14 protein-coding genes are annotated in these 19,454 nt (G+C 56.4%); 4 read left to right on the top strand and 10 right to left on the bottom strand.

The window, feature by feature from the left end:
• Positions 1-5: 5 nt before the first annotated feature.
• Positions 6-914 carry an alpha/beta fold hydrolase gene (locus tag L1Z78_RS05170; protein ID WP_234640487.1) on the top strand — a complete coding sequence of 303 codons (909 nt, stop codon included), beginning with the start codon at positions 6-8 and terminating at the stop codon, positions 912-914.
• A gap of 9 nt (positions 915-923) precedes the next feature.
• Here L1Z78_RS05170 and L1Z78_RS05165 read toward each other — a convergent pair whose 3' ends face one another.
• Together L1Z78_RS05165 and L1Z78_RS05160 are read right to left on the bottom strand one after the other, a co-directional pair.
• Positions 924-1,790 carry a lysophospholipid acyltransferase family protein gene (locus L1Z78_RS05165; RefSeq protein ID WP_234640486.1) on the bottom strand — a complete coding sequence of 289 codons (867 nt, stop codon included), beginning with the start codon at positions 1,788-1,790 and terminating at the stop codon, positions 924-926.
• Positions 1,787-2,638, bottom strand: coding sequence for a lysophospholipid acyltransferase family protein (locus tag L1Z78_RS05160; RefSeq protein WP_234640485.1), 852 nt, complete (start codon positions 2,636-2,638; stop codon positions 1,787-1,789). Before L1Z78_RS05160 ends, L1Z78_RS05165 begins: the two co-directional genes overlap by 4 nt.
• A 134-nt stretch (positions 2,639-2,772) precedes the next feature.
• Between L1Z78_RS05160 and metK the strand changes: the two genes are divergently transcribed.
• From metK to L1Z78_RS05145, 3 genes are all read left to right on the top strand, one after another.
• Positions 2,773-3,954 carry a methionine adenosyltransferase gene (gene metK, locus L1Z78_RS05155; protein WP_234640484.1) on the top strand — a complete coding sequence of 394 codons (1,182 nt, stop codon included), beginning with the start codon at positions 2,773-2,775 and terminating at the stop codon, positions 3,952-3,954.
• 228 nt (positions 3,955-4,182) lie between these two features.
• On the top strand, positions 4,183-6,177 hold the full coding sequence (locus L1Z78_RS05150) for a tetratricopeptide repeat protein (protein ID WP_234640483.1): 1,995 nt from the start codon (positions 4,183-4,185) through the stop codon (positions 6,175-6,177).
• A 66-nt stretch (positions 6,178-6,243) separates the two neighbouring features.
• The gene (locus L1Z78_RS05145) at positions 6,244-8,043 is read left to right on the top strand and encodes a glycosyltransferase (protein ID WP_234640482.1); all 1,800 of its coding nucleotides are present in this window, start codon (positions 6,244-6,246) and stop codon (positions 8,041-8,043) included.
• 4 nt (positions 8,044-8,047) lie between these two features.
• Here L1Z78_RS05145 and L1Z78_RS05140 read toward each other — a convergent pair whose 3' ends face one another.
• The 8 genes from L1Z78_RS05140 to L1Z78_RS05105 are packed head-to-tail and all read right to left on the bottom strand — an operon-like array spanning position 8,048 to position 19,417.
• Positions 8,048-9,223: a glycosyltransferase family 4 protein gene (locus L1Z78_RS05140; protein ID WP_234640481.1), complete on the bottom strand. Its 1,176-nt coding sequence runs from the start codon at positions 9,221-9,223 to the stop codon at positions 8,048-8,050.
• Positions 9,224-9,274: 51 nt separating this feature from the next.
• Entirely contained in the window at positions 9,275-10,567 is a 1,293-nt protein-coding gene (locus tag L1Z78_RS05135) for a glycosyltransferase (RefSeq protein WP_234640480.1), read from the bottom strand.
• Entirely contained in the window at positions 10,564-11,613 is a 1,050-nt protein-coding gene (gene wecB / locus L1Z78_RS05130; protein WP_326491967.1) for a non-hydrolyzing UDP-N-acetylglucosamine 2-epimerase, read from the bottom strand. Before wecB ends, L1Z78_RS05135 begins: the two co-directional genes overlap by 4 nt.
• Positions 11,582-12,514 carry a methyltransferase domain-containing protein gene (locus L1Z78_RS05125; RefSeq protein WP_234640478.1) on the bottom strand — a complete coding sequence of 311 codons (933 nt, stop codon included), beginning with the start codon at positions 12,512-12,514 and terminating at the stop codon, positions 11,582-11,584. The genes wecB and L1Z78_RS05125 overlap by 32 nt, the downstream gene beginning before the upstream one ends.
• A gap of 39 nt (positions 12,515-12,553) precedes the next feature.
• Positions 12,554-13,639 carry a hypothetical protein gene (locus L1Z78_RS05120; protein WP_234640477.1) on the bottom strand — a complete coding sequence of 362 codons (1,086 nt, stop codon included), beginning with the start codon at positions 13,637-13,639 and terminating at the stop codon, positions 12,554-12,556.
• The gene (locus tag L1Z78_RS05115; protein WP_234640476.1) at positions 13,626-17,210 is read right to left on the bottom strand and encodes a methyltransferase domain-containing protein; all 3,585 of its coding nucleotides are present in this window, start codon (positions 17,208-17,210) and stop codon (positions 13,626-13,628) included. The genes L1Z78_RS05120 and L1Z78_RS05115 overlap by 14 nt, the downstream gene beginning before the upstream one ends.
• Positions 17,191-18,600 (bottom strand): ABC transporter ATP-binding protein, encoded by a 1,410-nt coding sequence (locus L1Z78_RS05110; protein WP_234640475.1) that lies wholly within the window; start codon positions 18,598-18,600, stop codon positions 17,191-17,193. Before L1Z78_RS05110 ends, L1Z78_RS05115 begins: the two co-directional genes overlap by 20 nt.
• On the bottom strand, positions 18,590-19,417 hold the full coding sequence (locus L1Z78_RS05105) for an ABC transporter permease (RefSeq protein WP_234640474.1): 828 nt from the start codon (positions 19,415-19,417) through the stop codon (positions 18,590-18,592). Before L1Z78_RS05105 ends, L1Z78_RS05110 begins: the two co-directional genes overlap by 11 nt.
• Positions 19,418-19,454 lie beyond the last annotated feature (37 nt).

Below are 19,454 nucleotides of genomic sequence, written 5' to 3'. Positions count from 1 at the left end.
GCAACATGGTGACCACCTGCATCCACGAGCTGCCTCACGGCATCCATCTGCACTGTCGCGTCAGCGGCGAACCGGGCAAGCCCCTGCTGCTGTTCCTGCACGGCTTTCCCGAAGGCAGCTTCATCTGGGAAGGCCTGCTGGCGCATTTCGGCGCGCAATGGCGCTGCGTGGCTCCGGACCTGCGCGGCTTCGGCCACTCCAGCCAGCCGCAGGGTGTCGAGCACTACAAGGCCAGGCACCTGCTGCAGGACCTGGCGGCGCTGATCACCCTGGAAAGCCCCGGCGCGCCTGCGGCCTGCGTGGTGGCGCATGACTGGGGCGGAGCCCTGGCCTGGGGCCTGGCCAACCGCCACCCCGGGCTGATGCAGCGGCTCATGATCCTCAATGCCCCGCATCCCGGGGCCTTCTTGCGCGAGCTGCGCCACAACCCCGTTCAGCAGGCCGCAAGCCAGTACATGCACTTCCTGCGCCGCCCCGATGCGCCGGCCCTGCTGGCCGACGACGGCTGGCAGCGCATGCTGGGCTTCTTCCGCACACCGCAGGGCGAGCTGCCGGACTGGCTCACGCCTGCGCTGCAGCAGCGCTATCGCGAGCACTGGGACCTGGGCGTGCACGGGGCCTGCCACTTCTACGGCGCCAGTCCGCTGGTGCCGCCACGCCCCGGAGATCCTGCATCGGAAGCCGCGCTGCGCGACCTCAGGCTGCCACCGGAGATGCTGGACATCCGCGTTCCCACACTGGTGCTGTGGGGCGACAGCGACCCGGCACTGCAGCCGGCCCTGGTCGACGGATTGGAGCAATGGGCACAGCACCTCACGGTGCAGCACCTGGCCGGCACCTCGCACTGGGTCGTGCACGAGCAGCCCGATGCGGTGCGCGAGGCGCTGGCGGACTTCCTCTCCAGGCCCGCCTAGCGCAGGCTGTCAGTACACCGAAGGCTCGCCCTCGGGCCGGGTCTTGAAGCGCCGGTGCACCCAGTAGTACTGCTCGGGCATGGTGCGGATGGCGGCTTCCAGCTCGCGGTTCATGCGTGCCGTGTCGGCCTCGGCATCGTCGGTGGGAAAGTCCGTCCAGGCCGGCGTGATCTCGGCCACGTAGCCCGTGGGCGTCATGCGCGTATACATGCCCAGCACCTTGGCCCGACCCAGGCGCGCGAAGCGCGACAGTGAGGGGATGGTGGCCGCGTCCACGCCGAAGAAGGGCACGAAGACCGAATCGTTGCGGCCAAAGTCCATGTCGGGCAGCAGGTACAGCAGCCCGCCCTTGCGCAGGCTGGAGATGATGGGCTTGACCCCGTCGGCGCGGTTGAGCATGCGCACATCGCCGAAGCGCTGGCGCCCGGCCATGAACCAGGCATCGACGGCCGGATCGGGATGGGTGGAAAAGATGGAAGTGAAAGGCCGCGTGGTGTGCAGCGGCAGCGCCAGCCCGCCCGCATCCATGCTGTAGAAATGCGGCGCGAACAGGATGGTCGGCATCTCACCATCGAGTTCATGCACGGCGCCCTGCAGCTTCACCCGTGCTGCCACCACATCGCGCGACGCCGACCACAGCCAGCTGCGGTCCAGCCATGTCTGGCAAAAGACGATGAAGTTTCGGCGCGCCAGGTCCTTGCGCTCGGCCTCGGCCAGCTCCGGAAAGCACAGTGCCAGATTGCGCAGCGCCACCTTGCGGCGTGGTGCCGCGAGCACGAACAGCACACGCCCCAGCAAGGCTCCCAGCCCGCGCAACCAGGGCAGAGGCATCCAGGCCAGCGACCGCATCAGCCACACGCCGATACGCCCGCTCATGCCTGCACCCCGGTGCTGGCCATTTCACGGCGCGGCTGCTTGTAGCGCGCATAACCCCAAAGGTATTGCTGCGGGCACCGGCGGATGGTGTGCTCCATCGCTTCGTTGATCTGCTGCACGGCAGCTTCGAGATTCTCTGACAAGGGCACGGGCAACTCCTCAAGATACAGCGCATAGCCCCGCCCCCAGGACAAGCGCTCGCAACGGGCCACGATCACGGCAGCCCCGGTCTGCAGGGCCAGCCTCGCGGCCAGCGTCATGGTATAGGCATCACGGCCGAAGAATGGCGACCACACGCCTTGACCCTCGGGCGGCACCTGGTCGGGCAGCAAGCCCACGGCCGCGCCCCGGCGCAACGCCTTGATCATCTGGCGCACGCCGGCCAGGGTGGTAGGCACGGCCTGCACGCCAGGGCGATTGCGCGCCGTCTCCATGACCTGGGCCAGCCAGGGTTGGCGCGCAGGACGGTAGAGGATGGTGATCTCGCCGTGCTCGGCCGACCACTGCCGCGCCGCATGCTGGACCGACAGCTCGAAACATCCCAGGTGCGGAGTCAGAAAGATCACGCCGCGCCCGGCTGCATAGGCACGGCGTACGCACTCCTCATCGTGCATGACGCAGCGCGGCGGCGAGCCCATCCACATGCGCGGCAGCTCGGCCACCATGCGCCCGGCATGCCCCACCGCCGGAGCCACGGCGCTGAAGGCATAGCCCGCCTGACGGGCGTTGGCCAGAAAGCGGCGCCGATAGGGGGCCGAGGCCGCGAAGGCCACCCAGCCCATGAGTGCGCCAAGGGAGTGCAATAGCCACAACGGCAGTGCAGCGAACAGTCGGAACAGGGAAGGCATTAAAATGTGCGGGTCGCTGAGTTAACTGAGCAACTTGCAGAGCGACGTTAAACAATTCTGCTAAAGCGTTCGCCAAGGCTCCCGAAGCTTGGGCAACGCCCATCAAAAAAGCTGCAACCAAGGAGTTTATTCACATGGCGAACGACTTTCTTTTCACCTCGGAATCCGTCTCTGAAGGCCATCCGGACAAGGTGGCCGACCAGATCTCTGACGCGATCCTGGACGCCATTTTCGCCCAAGACCCGTACAGCCGCGTGGCGGCCGAGACACTGACCAACACGGGCCTGGTGGTTTTGGCAGGTGAGATCACCACCGGCGCGAACGTCGACTACATCCAGGTCGCACGCGACACCATCAAGCGCATCGGCTACGACAACACCGACTACGGCATCGACTATCGTGGCTGCGCCGTGCTCGTGGCCTACGACAAGCAAAGCCAGGACATCGCCCAGGGCGTGGACAAGGCCAGCGATGACGAGCTCAACACCGGCGCCGGCGACCAGGGCCTGATGTTCGGCTACGCCTGCGACGAGACGCCCGAGCTGATGCCCGCGCCCATCTACTACGCACACCGCCTCGTCGAGCGCCAGGCCCAGTTGCGCAAGGATGGCCGCCTGCCCTTCCTGCGCCCGGACGCCAAGAGCCAGGTGACCATGCGCTATGTGGATGGCAAGCCCCACAGCATCGACACCGTGGTGCTGTCCACCCAGCACAGCCCCGACCAGTCGGAGTCGGCCACGAAGATGAAGGCCAGCTTCACCGAAGCCATCATCGAGGAAATCATCAAGCCCGTGCTGCCGTCCGAGTGGCTCAAGGAAACCAAGTACCTGATCAACCCCACGGGCCGCTTCGTCGTGGGCGGACCCCAGGGTGACTGCGGCCTGACCGGCCGCAAGATCATCGTCGACACCTACGGCGGCGCCTGCCCGCACGGCGGCGGCGCCTTCAGCGGAAAGGATCCGACGAAGGTGGACCGCAGCGCCGCCTACGCCGCGCGCTACGTGGCCAAGAACATCGTGGCCGCCGGCCTGGCCCGCCAGTGCCAGATCCAGGTGGCCTACGCCATCGGCGTGGCACGCCCGATGAACATCACGGTCTACACCGAAGGCACGGGCGTCATCCCCGATGCCGAGATCGCCAAGCTGGTGGCCTCGCACTTCGACCTGCGCCCCAAGGGCATCATCCAGATGCTGGACCTGCTGCGCCCCATCTACAGCAAGACCGCAGCCTACGGCCACTTCGGCCGTGAGGAGCCCGAGTTCACCTGGGAGCGCACCGACAAGGCGGCCGCGCTGCGCGCAGCCGCTGGCCTGTAAACCCTCCGCAGGGGGCTTCACGCCCCCGCGTCAAGCACACAAGACCCCATGCCACGCGTATCGCGGCATGGGGTTTTTTCCATTGCAGGCCTTCTTACAATGCTCGTGCCTCGCGAGGGCCTGCCACCAACTCCCGGCTGCTAAACTGCCAGCGCTTTTCCCCGAGGGAGGCCATCTCCGTGGCCGATCCATCCGAAGTCCGCCATATCCGAGAGAAGACAAGAAGCAATGGCAACCTCCTCCAAAGCCATCTACGGGTTCAGCACTCTTTTGTTGCTCGCGGTACTGGCCGTCTATCTTCCCGGCCTGAGCAACGGCCTGCTGTTCGACGATATGCGCCTGACGGATGGCACCATTTTCGGAAGCTATGGCAGCCTGCTGCAATTCAAGCAGCGGACCTTGTCATATGGCAGCTTTGTCTGGATTGAGCAGATTTTCGGCGCCGGCTGGTGGAAGCAGCGCGCCTTCAATGTCGCCCTGCATCTGGCCACGGTGGCGGCCCTGTATGCACTGTTCAAGGCCTTGCTCACACATACGCGCTTTCCCCATGACATGGAAGAGCAACCGCATTTCCCGGCATCCCGCGATGCGGCCTTGCATCTGGGACTGGTGCTTTTCGCCCTCAACCCCGTCGCCGTCTATGCGGTCGGCTATCTCATCCAGCGCTCCATCGTCATGGCGACGCTGTTTGCCGTGCTGGCATGCTGGTCCTTCGTACGAGGCCTTCAGAGCGGACGGATCGCATGGCATGCGGCGGCCCTGGTGTGCTATCTGCTCGCCGTGCTTTCCAAGGAGCATGCCTTCCTGACCGTCGCGATGGTCGTCCCGCTCTATCTCTTCATCCGCCGCCCGGGCCTGAAACCCGCCCTGGCCATCATCGGCGCAACCTTGCTGCTGCTGGCCATTGCCTCGGCAGCGGTCTTCCATTTCTTCGGCCAACTGGTAGGGCAGATCTTTGACGAGCAATCCCTGGGCTATGCACGGCAGCTGGAAGCACTGCATCCCGGCATCACCTCCAGGATCTACCCACTGAGCATCCTGAACGAGGCAGCCCTGTTCTTTGCCTATGGCTTTCTGTGGGCCGTTCCCTATGTGGGCTGGATGTCCGTCGATCTGCGACCGGCATTTCCCCTGGGCCTGGGCTCCGTCTGGCATCTTGCGGGTGCATTGGGCTATCTGGCTTTGCTGGCCTGTTCCGTCTGGGCCTTGCTCAAACGCCCGGGCGTCATGGGCCTGGTGGCCCTCTGTCTTCTGTTTCCGCTGCTCTGGTACGCCACTGAATTCGCGACAGTCTGGCTGCAGGACCCCTTCGTGCTCTATCGCAGCTACCTGTGGGCCATCGCCATCCCGGGACTGGTGGCCATTGCACTGACGGGTGTCAAGCCTCGCACCATCTATATCGCAGGCATCTTCATCGGCATTGTGTTTGGGGCTCTGGCATTCGAGCGGGTACTGTCCCTCCAGGACGCCGGCACTTCCTGGGCGGATGCCGCCGAAAAGATCGACAAGAAAGCCCCGGCCAATGCCGTGGGCCGTGGCCGAGCCTTTCTCAACCTGGGTACCGCGCACGCAGACAAAGGCATGCTGGACCAAGCCTTGCAGGATTTCGCCACGGCCAATGCCCTGGGGGACCTGGGCGGCAATGCACTGTTCAACATGGGTGCCATTCTTTCCCAGCAAAGGAAGTTCACCGAGGCCTTGAATGCCTTTGATGCAGCGCAGTCCAAGGGCTTCAAGGGGCAGGCATTGCACTATCAGAAAGCCGAGGCCATGATGGCCATGGGCCAGTTGCGTCCCGCATTCGACGCCTACTCGCTCGCGCTGAATGAGCCTTCCGAGGACAGCGACAACGCCAGGCAGATGGAGCAGGCCATTCGCCTCAAGCGCGCGGAGGCCGCCATAGGCCTTCAGCAATACGCCATCGCCGCCGATGACTTCCGCCGTCTGCTGCAGGCATCGCCGAACGCTCACCGCCCAACCGTGGGACTGGGGCTGGCCCTTGTAGGCCAGGGCGACAGCGCGCAAGCCAAACAGTTGCTGGACGCTCTGATCGCCCGCAGCCCCAGCGCACCGGCCTACTATGGTCGGGCCATGGCCCACCGCGGCCTGGGCCATCTGCCCGAGGCGCTCAAGGACCTGGATCAGGCCATCCGACTGGAGCCACAGAATCCGCAGTATCGCCAGATCCGCAATCAGTTGAGCCCGGTGCCAGCGGCGAAGTAAACAGTCCGCACGATGGCCCTTCGCATCCTCCACGTCGGCAAATTCTTCCCCCCCTACCGGGGCGGAATGGAAGTCTTTCTTGCCGACCTGATCCACGAGCAAAGACGCCAGGGCATAGATGCCCATGCCCTGGTCCATGGCGATCCACTGCAGGATGATCCCTCCTGGCTGGAGCGTGTCCCCGTCCAGTTCAACCTGGTCTATGCACCGATGGCCATCGGCTTTCGGCGCGCGCTGGGCCGCGCCATCGAACGCGTCCAGCCCGACGTGCTGCACCTGCACCTGCCCAACAATTCGGCGTTGTGGGCGCTCACGCTGCCGATAGCCAGGCGTGTGCCCTGGGTGATCCACTGGCACTCGGATGTGGTGGTGTCCAACATCAAATGGTCGGTGGCCCTGGCCTACATGCTGTACCGCCCTTTCGAGCAGGCCCTGCTGGAGCGGGCCCAACAGGTATTCGCCACTTCGCCGCCCTATCTCGAGGCCAGCAATGCCCTGCGCGCCTGGCGCGGCAAATGCGAGATCGTCCCGCTGGGCCTGGATCTTCGAAATATTCCTCCTCCTGCGGTGCTATCACCCGGCCAGGGCTGGCGCCCAGACACGAGACTGCGCCTGCTCTCCATAGGCCGGCTTACCTACTACAAGGGTTTTGAAACACTGATCCGCGCGGTGTCGACCATGCCTGGCGTGGAGTTGCTGATCGCAGGCGAAGGCGAGCTGCGCACATCGCTGGCGGCACTGATCCGCCAATGCACCCCCGAAGGCAGACCCGCACCCGTGCGACTGACGGGTGCCGTCTCCGACGGGGAAAAGCATGCGCTGTTCGCCAGCTGCGATATCTTTTGCCTTGCTTCACGCGAACGCACGGAAGCTTTCGGCATCGTCTTGCTGGAGGCCATGCTGCATGGCAAGCCCTGTCTTGTGACCGACCTCCCAGGCTCGGGCATGCCCTGGGTGGTTGCGCATGCCCACGCCGGCCTGCATGTTCCCTTCGAGGACCAGGATGCATGGCGCAGCAGCATCGCGCGCCTTCAGCACAATACCGCCCTGCGACAGCGGCTGGGCCAGTCGGGGCACAAGGCCTTGCACCGGTTCTTCAGCATCGGCCCCTGCGAGCAAAGCGTGGCACGACACTACCGCAGCCTGGCACCGGATACTCGCCCTGCCAAGCCACGCCAGGGTCTGCTGGTCGTCATCTCCACACGCAACAATGAGACCGAGATCGGGCATCTGATACGCCGTGTACATGCGCTGGTGAAGGCCTCGGTTCTGGTCGTGGACAACCGCAGCACCGATGCGACCTGCCATGAAGCAGAAGAATGCGGGGCCCGGGTGCTGCGCCCATTGCTGGCCATGACCAATTGGGGCAGCTTGCAGACCGGACTGCGCTATGCGCAGACCCACGGCTTCCAGACCGTCGTCACCATCGACGCCGAAGGCCGATATGAAGTCGAGGAGCTGCCCGCCCTGTTGGCTCAACGTGAACAGGCAGACATGGTGGTTGCCTATTTTTCCGAGCGCAACAGCCTGGTACGACGCATCGCGTGGCAATGGTTTCGCTGGCTGACCGGCTTTGGCCTGCGGGACTTCGTTTCCGGCTTCCGCCTATACAACCGACAGGCCCTGGAGACGGCAACCTCCACGCAGGCAACGATGCTGGACTACCAGGACATAGGAACCTTGCTGCTCATGCGCCGGCAAGGCCTGCGGATAGCAGAAGTGGCCCTGCCACTGCATACGGCAAGAGTGAATCGTTCCAAGATCTTCAGATCATGGGGCAATGCCGTCCGCTATGCCGCAGTCTCTTCCCTGTTGAGCATTGCCCATGGCAGAGCCAGGCAAAGACCGCTTCACCCGCCACGCTAGCCCGTCACACCCGTTGCGCGACCCGGGCGTAGATGCCTACTGTACGCTCTGCGCACTTCTCCCAGGAAAACTGCGCGGATCGTGCCAGCCCCAGCGCCCTGGCCTGCTCTTGCCATATTTCATCCGCAAGACAGGCCTCCAGGCCATGCGAGATCTCCTCCAGATCGAGAGGATCCACCAACCAAGCCGCGCCACCCGCGACTTCCGGCATGCAGGATACCCTGGATGTCAGCACCGGCGTGCCACTGGCCAAGGCTTCGACAATAGGCAGACCAAAGCCCTCATAGAGCGACGGATAGGCCATCAATCGTGCCCCCGCATACAAGGCAGGTAGCCAGGATTGATCAACGTAGGAAATATAGCGTGCCCACCCCTGAGCCTGCGCCTTCTCAATGCATGCATGAATGGAATCTGAATTCCATCCCCTGGCTCCGGCAATCACCAGCGGCCAATCGCTCCTCATTCTCTCCGGCAGCATTCCATAGGCCTGAACGAGGCGCTCCACATTTTTTCTAGGCTCCACGGTCCCCACAAAAAGGCTATATTCCCCGGCCCTCAGGCCCAAGGCCTTCATGGCCGGCTCCAGCATTTCTGAGGAGCGAGGAAAAAAATCGCTCCCTGCGGCCAAATGAATGGCCGTGACTTGCTCCGGCGGCATCAAACCGTGTGCCAGGACTTCCTTCCGGACCGTTTCGGATACGGTGATGACATGGTTGGTCCGTGCCAGACTTTCGCCCAGGGCCATATTCATATATTCCACCCGAGCCCGTGGATGGAACTGTGGACATATGATATGGGAAAGATCATGAACTGTACTCACCGTCCTTCCCTTGAATGGAGGAACGATATAGTTGGGAGAGTGATAAACAGATTTCTCGTTACCACGCAGACGCCATTCAAAAATCGCAGGTGCCAATCTCTCATAGACACGCACGGCTATCCGGCTTCCTGCAAGTTTGTCGCGCAAAGCCGCCTTTTTCCTGTTGAGAGATATGGACACAAGGTCCGATGTCTCCAGCGCGCCCAAGGGGTCGCTGACCCAGCGCCCGGAGGAAAAATAGCGCAACCTCTCGATATCCTCATGGTATCTCACCCTCCTTGCCAGCTCGTAGGTGTAACGGCCAATACCAGTCAAAGGAGGGCGGAGGGCATCAGCCGCAAATATGACGTCGAGCTTCATGCACATATCCCATTGGGCAAGACCTCCGCTCCGAGGAGAAAAACAGTGGCATCATCGGACTCCATTTCCATGGCGTCCGGTATCTTTCCACAAAGCTTCTTGCAGCAGTCTTTTGCACTCGACAGCCCGACGGCTCCAGGAATGACCCTGAATGAGGGACTCCTTTCTATACTCCATCAATTTCCCGGGGTCACTCATCCATTGCAAGCACATATGGCGCAGCACCTTTTCTATTTCCTTATGGCTGTTCTTCACCACAATCCCCGCACCCATGCTTTCGATCAATTCCGCACCGGGATCGGAATCTTCTCCAGTCTGGATATGCAGTATCGGTCTTCCTGCACCAAGATACTCATAGACCTTCCCGGGGATCTGATAACTTTGTACGTTACCAATATTTACAAGCACGTCTGCCTGCCGCTGCAATTCAAGACATTCAAAATGACTTCTTTGCCCCAGAAATTCCACTCCATCCACACCATGAAACAGGTATTCAAATGCAGAATTATTGCCGGCAATAATAAAAGATATGCCCAGATCCTTCATCAGTGAAAGCGCTTTCGCCAGCTCGACCGGGTTTCTGAAATCTCTGTAAAAATTACCCGTGAACACGAGACGGAACCGGCAACCACCCGGGCGATCATTGACATCCGTCTGCCCTGACGGGAACCCCTGAGGCAGCACGAACATCTTTTTTCCAATGCCTTCCCCATGCCTCTGCTTCAGCAGATTCGAAACGCTGTCGGCTGTTACCCAAATGGAAGTGGCGCAAGAGACCACTTTTCTCTCGACCATCGAGTCCACTGCACGCCTCCAGCGCGGTGAATATGGAGTCAGCAGGGGATCACCCAAGTCCACGACCCAAGGAATATTGAAGCGACGGGCATGAGATCCTACAAATATATCAACTGCCGGTTCATGGGAACTTATCACCACGTCAAAATTTTCCGTCCTCAGCAACTTCCTCATTTTTCGAAGGGCGAACGGGTACCATTCAGATCTGACATCAGGGTATAAGACCACATCCAGAGCTGATCGCACCAACCGATAAGCACGAAAAGCCCATGAAGCATGCGATGACTTCATGTCAGCGGCATCTTCAGACCTTACATGCCTCTTCCTCGCAAGCCTTTGACTCAACCCAATGAATGGCCCAGGCCAAACGCGATGAATAGTTATCCGCCCATCAAGATCCATTGGAAATGCATGTTCAGCAGATATGTCCGGGCAGATGACATGAACATTCACCCCCAACTTGACCAGCTCATTGGTTAGATAAAACCATCTCAGAGCCTGGGCAGCCAATATTGGCGGAAACTCATACGCGACAAGCAGAATCTTCACGAAATCTGCTCTCTTAAAACGGAAACTATTCTTGCAGCGGCCTTCCCATCACCATACGGGGAAACGCCTCTCGCCATCTCCTTGTATGCCATTCCATCCTGCAACAGTCTTTGCGTCTGCTGCACGATGTATTCAGTATCCGCCCCCACCAACTTCACGACACCTTCAGAAACTGCCTCAGGACGCTCTGTTTCCTCACGTAGCACAAGCACCGGCTTTCCCAATGCGGGTGCTTCTTCCTGGACACCCCCGGAATCGGTCAGGATCAGATAGGATCTCTTCATTGCAGCGACAAAAGGCGCATAGTCCAATGGCTCACAAAGCATGAAATTCGGCTCATCCTTCAGGAACTCATGGGCTAAACCCTTGACATTGGGGTTTGGATGCACCGGGTAAAGAAACTGAACATCAGGATTCTGGCGCGCCAGGGTTTTCAACGCCTGGCAGATGCGATGCAATGGCTCCCCAAAATTTTCCCTGCGATGTGAGGTAATCAGGACCAGACGCTTTTCTGGATCCATGGGCACGCTAATTTCCAGATCCTTTTCAGCAGCCATCAGCAAAGCATCGATGACGGTGTTGCCGGTCACAGTGATGCTGCTGTCCGTTATTCCATCTCTCAGGAGATTCTGGCGTGAACCTTGTGTAGGTGCGAAATGCCAGCGCGCAAGCTTTCCCGCAATCACACGATTTGCCTCTTCCGGAAATGGATTCTGTACATCCCATGTCCGCAGCCCTGCCTCGACGTGGCCTATTGGTATTTTCCGATAGAAACAGGCAAGGGAAGCTACCATCACAGTCGTGGTATCTCCTTGCACCAGTACGGCATCAGGATTTTCAGACTCCAGCACCTCATCCATCTGAAGGAGCAGACGCCCGGTCAATTCCGCCAATTTCTGATTCGGTTTCATGATATTCATATCGATATCTGGCTTGATATCGAAAAAATCAAGAACCTGATCCAGCATCTGGCGATGCTGGGCCGTGGCCAGCACTCGCACCTCGGCCCAAGGCTCATTTTTTAGTGCGCGGATCACGGGCGCCATCTTGATTGCCTCTGGACGAGTACCAACGACGCAGCATATTTTTTTTCGACTCGAGTGCATGCAGCAATCCCCTTTTGGGAGCAATAGTGTCTCGCGACAATGAATAAAAATCCTTGACGGAATCCCAGTTGGTGCACTCTCGACCGGCGCGGAGAACGACAACGAACTCGCCAAACTGGTGGCTCATCCTGGCCTCCAGCACATCGAAATCCATCAATCCCATCGCACACAGCGGGGCAAACACCTTGGCTATCACATCTTCGAACTGGAAAACATGGGAATGAACACCTGGATGCCATCCATCAAGTGCTTTCCTCAGAGAATCAATATTCAATCTCTCTTCAACAATATTCTCCGCATTGATATAACCCTTGTCGTACAGCATCGCCGATTCCAAGGCATGCAATGCCTTCGCAGGAAATTCCGGCTGCAAGTGCTGAAATATCAGGTACGCCAGACTTGTGTCACTGCGGAATTTGTCGAAACTATAGCGCTTGTCCGGCAGGACAATCATGCAGTGACCACCGCGCTTGAGGAGTTTTCGCAATGTCTGGAAATAATCGACGAAACCGACTACATGTTCAGCCACATGGGCTGCGATGATCATGTCGAACTCGTCAGTGATCACATTGCAATAATTCTCATCCTTGCAGACATAGTCCACATGAATCACTGAGTCCGGATTTTCCCCAATTCGCATTGCATGCTGTCTCAGCTCATCGGTATCGTAGCAATCCAGTGTTTTCAGATCAGCCTCTGCTTTTCCAAGCGTTGGCCTGATAAATGGTCCTATTTCCAGAGCGGAGATGGGATGATTCAGATAAGGGAGAATAACCTCTCGCCTGAACTCCTCAAGGCTCCCATACCCCCCATCCATCTTTCCGGTGCCTTGCACATGCATTCCATTTCCTCCTGCCAGATAAAAATTATTCAACCTGATCTAGGCAGCCAATCGGGAGCGAAGATCGGAAGCACCGGCCCGGAAAATCTCCCTCATTGCCAACACCACTTGCTTGTTCTTTTTTTTCATCATTTCCCTGGAGACTCTATCAGGAAAAAATCCTGCCTCGAACTCATTTTCTGTCACATACGCATACCCCAATTCGAGAAAATCTCCCAGCATGGGAGATCGAACTACGGGTATCAAGCCAATCTCCATATACTCGTAAAGCTTGGTTGGACAGGCCACCCTATTCACTGCAGAGTCATCGCGAAGCACCAGGCCAAAGTCATGATTCATGTACTCCTGCACCAAATTGTCCTTTGGGCAAAATTTGAACCTCGGCTTCTTTAGCAGCTGCTTCTTTTTGGCGTCTTTTTCGATAACCTTCCAATCCTGTGAAAGAAACTGAAAATCAGCCACGCCATGCGTCGCAGCGGCAAGCTCCAGCATGGCGTCCACATTCTGCCAAATCTGTATACCTCCCGCGTATACGACCCGGACAGGGAGTTCACTTTCACCCTTGGCATCACCCGTGTTGGCTGGAAAATGCATTTCCTCAACAATCGGCAAGACAATCACCTTTGGATTGATCAGCGGATACTTTTCCCGGTAGTGCTTTTGCATTGCCCGCGTCACCATCACACAGGCTTTTGCCTTTCGAAGCACCTCCTGCTCAATGGCTTCATATTTTTCGACCAGTTCAGGACGCCCAAGCATCACCTCCTCTTCCGGAACGATTCCATGAAAATCAACAATGCACTTCCCGGAGTCCAACCACGGCACAATGAACTCGGCAAGGTGAATGGTATGTATATATACAGTATTCACCGATGCATAAATACTGTCCAAGATCCCCTTGTAGTCGGGACTGCTTGGCGAAACACAGATCTCCCACGCATTCTCTTCTACCTTGGAAAACCTGGCCTCCTCGGAATTGTTTTGCGATATATGGATATAGAGTCGCACACGCTGCTTAATAATCTCGTCCACAGCTCCGATCCGGCTCATCCAGCCTTCCTTCACCTTCTTTTTCGAAGGGAATGGAGCAACTATTGCGATCTCTATATTCTCAAGCATATTCACGAATCTTTCTCATCGATTGCAATAAATCAATGTACTTCTCGACCGTGCTGCCAATTGAATATTCAGGAAATTGTTCAGCTGCACCAATGGCTTTTTCCAGAAATTCCGAGTACTCTCCCAATACCTTCAGCATGGCTTCAGCAAGCGAATCAACCGCAGATTCGGGCATCTCCATCAGGAATTCATTCACATTCTTGACATCAAGCTCCTGTTGGGAAAGCGCACAGCCTTGCGCGATATAAACATGCCCATAAGCCTCCTGTAACTCCTGTGCCGCACCTGTCGCAGACAGAATTGCGGGAAGGCCAAAGAAGGACAATTCAAGCGTGGCGATGCTGAAGCCCTCCAAGAGGGAAGGAAGAATGCCGACATGGGCTGATGCCATCAGCTTGGACAGTTCACGCCTGGACAGTGCGCCAGCAAGCGTGACAGACTCGGAAACCCCCAATCGCTCGATATCTTCATTCAATTTGGAAAAAATATCCGGATAACCATCCATGGCTCCGGCCATCACAAGCTGTGCACCCGGATATTTGCGCTTTATCCGGGCAAACGAGTTCACAATCAGCCGATGGTTCTTCTGCGGGTGCAGATTTGCAATATGCAGCAACACAGGAGCACTTCTTGCATCCAGTCTCTTCTTTCGAAGTAGATCCAAAGGTGGCCGAATCAGATCCAGATTATTCAGTCCATTGTTTATCAGCGACACCCTTGCAGCATCGACACCCAACTCCTCCGCGGAGAATTTTGCAACAAACCCGGATACTGCAACGAAATGAGCAATATCATTTCTCCGCATATCCGCAATCGCCCTGTTTCCTTTTTGCCAATAATATGCATTGTGAATCACCTCAAGCACGGGAATGCCTGCCGCTCGGAATGCATCCAGAGAGAAATAACAATGATGGGTAATAGCTATCGCATTGACCGACTTGGCAATGGCTGATTTCAGGGCTTCTTTGTTCTGGTGCAGTTCCATGACCTCGATGCCGTGCGATCTCGCTTCTGCAGCACTTCGCCCACCATCCTTAGCCACCAAAATCTTGCATTGAATTCCTACCTGACGAAAATTCAGACACAGGTCAATCACGACTCTCTCGACACCACCATCATGAAATGCATCGACAAGCATTATCACCTGCTGCGTCGGGCCGGCTGAATTCACCTTGTCCGAATCAATATTCACGAATCCAATTGAATCGTCAGGTGGAGCCGTCCCCTCCGGAGGCTTGACATGTGGCTCGGGTCTGCTTGCCATGGAAATAGACAGCTTATCCCACAAAAAACCAAATGTATGCCGAATGGCTCCCCCCAGGCCCAGCTCAGACCTGACTTCAGAGAACTGGCTATAACGCCATAGCGCATTTTTAACGAACCGCTCCAGCCCCCCTTCCGGAGCCCTCTCCGCAGCTTGCAGGTTGAATACTCCGGCCTTTCTCTCGACCTCGAGCCTCCGGAGGTCATTCAAAAGTCGATTGGAATATTCACAGTACTCATTACCCCATTTTTTGTAATGAATGATCTGTCGCTCAAAGAATCCCGTTGATTCCTTGAAGAGCAAGTGTGGCGACAGGTCTGCCTTGTCCAGCGCAGACAGGAGATATGCAGCTCGGGCTGCCTTGTCAAAAAGTTGAGACATCTCTGCCAGACCGAATGACAAAGGTCTGGACTGTTCGCCTGTGATGTTTACCCATGATCCCGACGAGAGGCGCTGGCACTCGTCGATCGAGCGCAAAAGATACTGTTTTGCAGCAGGCAGATCACGTTTTTGGAGAGCAAATCTTGCCAGGCAGAACAATGCATCCAATGTCTTGTTTCCAAGTATCGGACTATAGGGCAATACATCTATCTTGGCGCATTCCGAGTAAAAGAAAGATGCATCGCCAGTTCGACCCTGCTTTCGAGCCAACTCCCCTGCGGCGAACAGCAAAGATACTTGCCAGCGAATCTGATGGGCTGTTGGTGGCGAAATTGCGGCATACCTGCGTACATCCTCCTCAAGGGCCTTGACCGTGGTTTCCGCAGTTTCTGGCTGCTCGATATGAAAGTAGATTCGACCGCACAGCGCCGCGCCATAATCAACCGACTCAGGATCACAAGAGGCCAGGACACGTTCTTGCATTTCTGCAAGTCGCTCCTTGGAGCCCATGCGCATGCCAATCGTTACCATCCCCTTCAGCAACCAGGGATTCTGATAGTCGCGCGCAAAGGCTGCCACATTGAAGCCTGGGTCTTCTGGCAAATTCCATGCTGTTTCTTCGTATGGAATGCCTTTACCCTCAAGAGGATCAGCCATCCCCAGCAATAGCACCCACTCAGACTCTTGCTCAGGCGTTGCATCGGCCGGAACATTGACCCACTTGCGGCTTTCATTTGGACATTTGAGCGCACCTCCTGCTGTTTGCAGGAATCCTTGCTCCAGCAGGAAAAACTGCCCGACCTCAGCAACCAGGCGCTCCCAGGTATAGACATGAAAATGATGCGGATTGGGGTCTTTGCCTGTCTCATCAACCCAATTGTTGGGTGCACAGACCATGACCCTTCCCGAAGGTTTGAGCACGCGCCTCAGCTCCCGAAGGTATGCCATCGGTTCTGGCACATGCTCGATCGTCTCGAAGGCAGCGATAAAGTCCACGCTATTGTCAGGAATGGAGCTCAGCGCCTGGGCATCGCCGCACCTGAACTCCACCCCCCCCGGCTGCCCATAGTTGGCTTTCGCATATGCAATGCCGAAATCGCTGAGATCCACACCAATGACTGATTTGGCTTTGGATGCATTGTAGAGAATATGGCTTCCATAACCTAATCCACATGCCACATCAAGGACATGGTCTCCAGGGCGTATGAAATCACATGCCTTGTAATAACGAATGCAGTGGGCATCGGATCTTCTTCCAGTTACCCGCAGCATGTCGTTGTGAAGCATCTTCTCTTCTTCAAGCACAGAGAGATCAAATTCCACGAGTGCCTTGGCCGGTATTTTTTCCAGAATGACAAATACCTGCCAACCATCCTTATTAAGCGCTTCGTAATCGTTGACGTAATAATAAAGAGGATGCTTCCGAAATCCCGCCTCGAAGCACCGGTCCTCCCACCAGGCGCGCCCCTCGATTGTCAGATGCCAATGGCCATCGCGGTCTGGTGTGGTTGCTATCTGCAGGAAAACATATCGCGAAGAAACACGATACATCTCGCGCAGTGCTGCCGGAACATCTTCTGGAGCCAGGTGTTCAAGACAATCTGTCGAAACAACAGCATTGAAATGCTCATCCGGAAATGGAATCGACAGGACCGAGCCTTCGAAGAATCGATTCTTCCATCGTGCGTTTGCGCGCTCCACCACCACGGATGAAATATCCATGCCTACCGCATCGATATCCAGCGAAAGAAGCTCCTCAATCAGATACCCCTCGCCACAGCCGATATCAATTGCGGACCCATATCCACAGGTTTCCGCAATCAATCGGGCTGTTTTTTTCAGGTCACTGCTGCGCTCGCCGACTCGATCAGAACGCTGCCAATAACCATCATAGAGAGTCTTGTAGTCAAGTTCATTCTTGTTCTGCATCATCCCACCTCGCCTTCATGCACAAATCTGTCAGTCCACCAAAAAAATACTCATTCTTACGCATCAACACCTGGAAGAACGCAGCCTCGTCCTTCCAATGGAGAATCCGCTGCGCCCCATAGTCCGGGCTCTCTTCGTGAGATATCGCTGCCTGGATTTCATAAAGATTCGCCCCTAGTCGACAATCAAATTCCAGCCACACGACAAACTTTTCACCAGCGCTGAATCTTCTATTCCAGAATATCAGCTCATCCGAGCCGCTTGCCATGATTCGCATATCTTGATTCAAAGTCCCCCAGGAATGAATCTTTATCCCCTCACGATTGCGAACCCTTACGGCAACATTCAGATTTGTGGCGTCAATCCTGGAAAGGCACTCCATCCGAACACGGACAATATCTCCCGGATAGAATACGCTCCCCGGATTTCCATCGCTATCAAACAGTGCCGTTGTCAATATCTCGACACCGCCATCCCCAAACGACAGATCATCTGCTGGTCCAGACGGAGGTCCCTGCTCGATTTCATTTTCCGAGGAATTCGTACCAGATGATGAATCAATGGAATCCGCCCCCACCCTGGAAGTCTTCAGCTGAATATCTTTCATCGCCTGGATGAAGTAGGCAGACTCTTCCTCATGCATCAGCCTTCTGTAGTCCAGCAGCACCTGGGATGACGCACCAGAAGAGACACATGCGCCTTTTTTGAGCAGGATTGCCCGCTCCGTCAGCGTTCGCACCGCCTCCTGATCATGTGAAACAAAGAGCAGGGTAACGCCGTCTGCACGCAGTTTTTCGATACGACGAAAGCAGCGCTTTTGGAAAAGCGCATCCCCTACAGCAAGCGCCTCATCGACGATCAGAATATCTGGCTCAAGCTGCACTTGAACAGCAAAAGCCAGTCGCACCAGCATCCCGCTGGAGTAGGTTTTGACCGGCTGGTCCAGAAATCCGCCAATATCCGCAAATGCCGCAATACTATCGAACCGTGCATTGACCTCATCACGACTCATACCCAGCATCAGGGCATTCAAATACACATTTTCTCGACCCGTGAATTCTGGATTAAACCCTGACCCAAGCTCAAGCAGTGCGGCAACCCGCCCGAATGTTTCAACAGTTCCCTGCGTCGGATCGAGTGTTCCTGTAATAATTTGAAGCAGCGTACTTTTTCCACCGCCATTGCGCCCCAAAATACCGAACGCCTCTCCCTTCCTGACTTCAAAATCAATGTCCCTGAGAGCCCAGAATTCGCGATAGTAATTTCTCTGCGGCATGCCTGCAATTTTCTGCAGCCTGGGGAGGACTATTTGCTTCAACCTGTCACGAGGCTGGTCATAGATTTGATAGCACTTGCTCAGCCCGTCAACCTTGATCGCAATATCAGATGACATCGGCAAAACCTTTCCGCATCTTCTGAAACCAGGCAAATCCGGCCCAGGCGATCGCGGCTGCGACACACATCTGCAATGACCAATTCAACCAGTCAACCCCATGGCCCCAGATCATTGCACCCCTGGCCTGCTCGAGAATATCTGCAAGTGGATTCAGCCGGACGATGACCTGATATTTTTCCGGCAGCGTGGAAACCGGGTAGAAAACGGGGGAAAGAAACATTACCACCGTGGTGATCACGCCCACGACATGCACGATGTCACGCAGATAGACACTCAATGATGCCAGTATCCACGAACAACCCAGAATCAGAAGAATCAAAGGAAGAAGAATGATTGGCAGATACAAAATACTCAACGGAGGAATTCCAAAAAATATGAGATAGAAAACCATCCAGACAGATACACTGATAACAAAATGGAAAAGAGCAGTACCCAGTGCAACAAGAGGCAGCACTTCCAGCGGAAATATTATTTTCTTGACATAATTGACGTTGTTGACGACCAGCAATGGTGCACGCCCTATGCATTCGGAAAATATATTGAAAACCATCAAGCCAGAAAACAGAATCATTGCAAATTCCGTTTTCGAGTCACTCCCTCCAGACCAGCGCGCCTTGAAGACCACGCTGAACACGAACGTATAGACGATCAACATCAGCAGCGGATTGAAGAATGACCACAACAAGCCCAGCGTTGCACCTCGATAGCGGCCAAATATATCCCTCTCTATCAAGCTGAATATCAAACTGCGATTGACGGCAATAGATTTAAATAGCTCCAACGGCGAAACTGATCGAGCGGCATGAGGATTCATTCGATATCCTTTGTATTATTCTTCATCAATATCCGGC

Origin of the sequence: Delftia tsuruhatensis (assembly GCF_903815225.1) — a bacterium.
Taxonomy (GTDB): Bacteria; Pseudomonadota; Gammaproteobacteria; order Burkholderiales; family Burkholderiaceae_C; genus Comamonas; species Comamonas tsuruhatensis_A.
Note: the sequence above shows the minus strand (reverse complement) of the source record. Positions and strands in the feature narration are given on the sequence as shown.

Coding starts and splice junctions, on each gene's coding strand:
- L1Z78_RS05170 (WP_234640487.1), top strand. CDS start 6: ATGGTGACCACCTGCATCCACGAGCTGCCTCACGGCATCCATCTGCAC.
- L1Z78_RS05165 (WP_234640486.1), bottom strand. CDS start 1,790: ATGAGCGGGCGTATCGGCGTGTGGCTGATGCGGTCGCTGGCCTGGATG.
- L1Z78_RS05160 (WP_234640485.1), bottom strand. CDS start 2,638: ATGCCTTCCCTGTTCCGACTGTTCGCTGCACTGCCGTTGTGGCTATTG.
- metK (WP_234640484.1), top strand. CDS start 2,773: ATGGCGAACGACTTTCTTTTCACCTCGGAATCCGTCTCTGAAGGCCAT.
- L1Z78_RS05150 (WP_234640483.1), top strand. CDS start 4,183: ATGGCAACCTCCTCCAAAGCCATCTACGGGTTCAGCACTCTTTTGTTG.
- L1Z78_RS05145 (WP_234640482.1), top strand. CDS start 6,244: ATGGAAGTCTTTCTTGCCGACCTGATCCACGAGCAAAGACGCCAGGGC.
- L1Z78_RS05140 (WP_234640481.1), bottom strand. CDS start 9,223: ATGAAGCTCGACGTCATATTTGCGGCTGATGCCCTCCGCCCTCCTTTG.
- wecB (WP_326491967.1), bottom strand. CDS start 11,613: ATGGCGCCCGTGATCCGCGCACTAAAAAATGAGCCTTGGGCCGAGGTG.
- L1Z78_RS05125 (WP_234640478.1), bottom strand. CDS start 12,514: ATGCATGTGCAAGGCACCGGAAAGATGGATGGGGGGTATGGGAGCCTT.
- L1Z78_RS05115 (WP_234640476.1), bottom strand. CDS start 17,210: ATGATGCAGAACAAGAATGAACTTGACTACAAGACTCTCTATGATGGT.
- L1Z78_RS05110 (WP_234640475.1), bottom strand. CDS start 18,600: ATGTCATCTGATATTGCGATCAAGGTTGACGGGCTGAGCAAGTGCTAT.
- L1Z78_RS05105 (WP_234640474.1), bottom strand. CDS start 19,417: ATGAATCCTCATGCCGCTCGATCAGTTTCGCCGTTGGAGCTATTTAAA.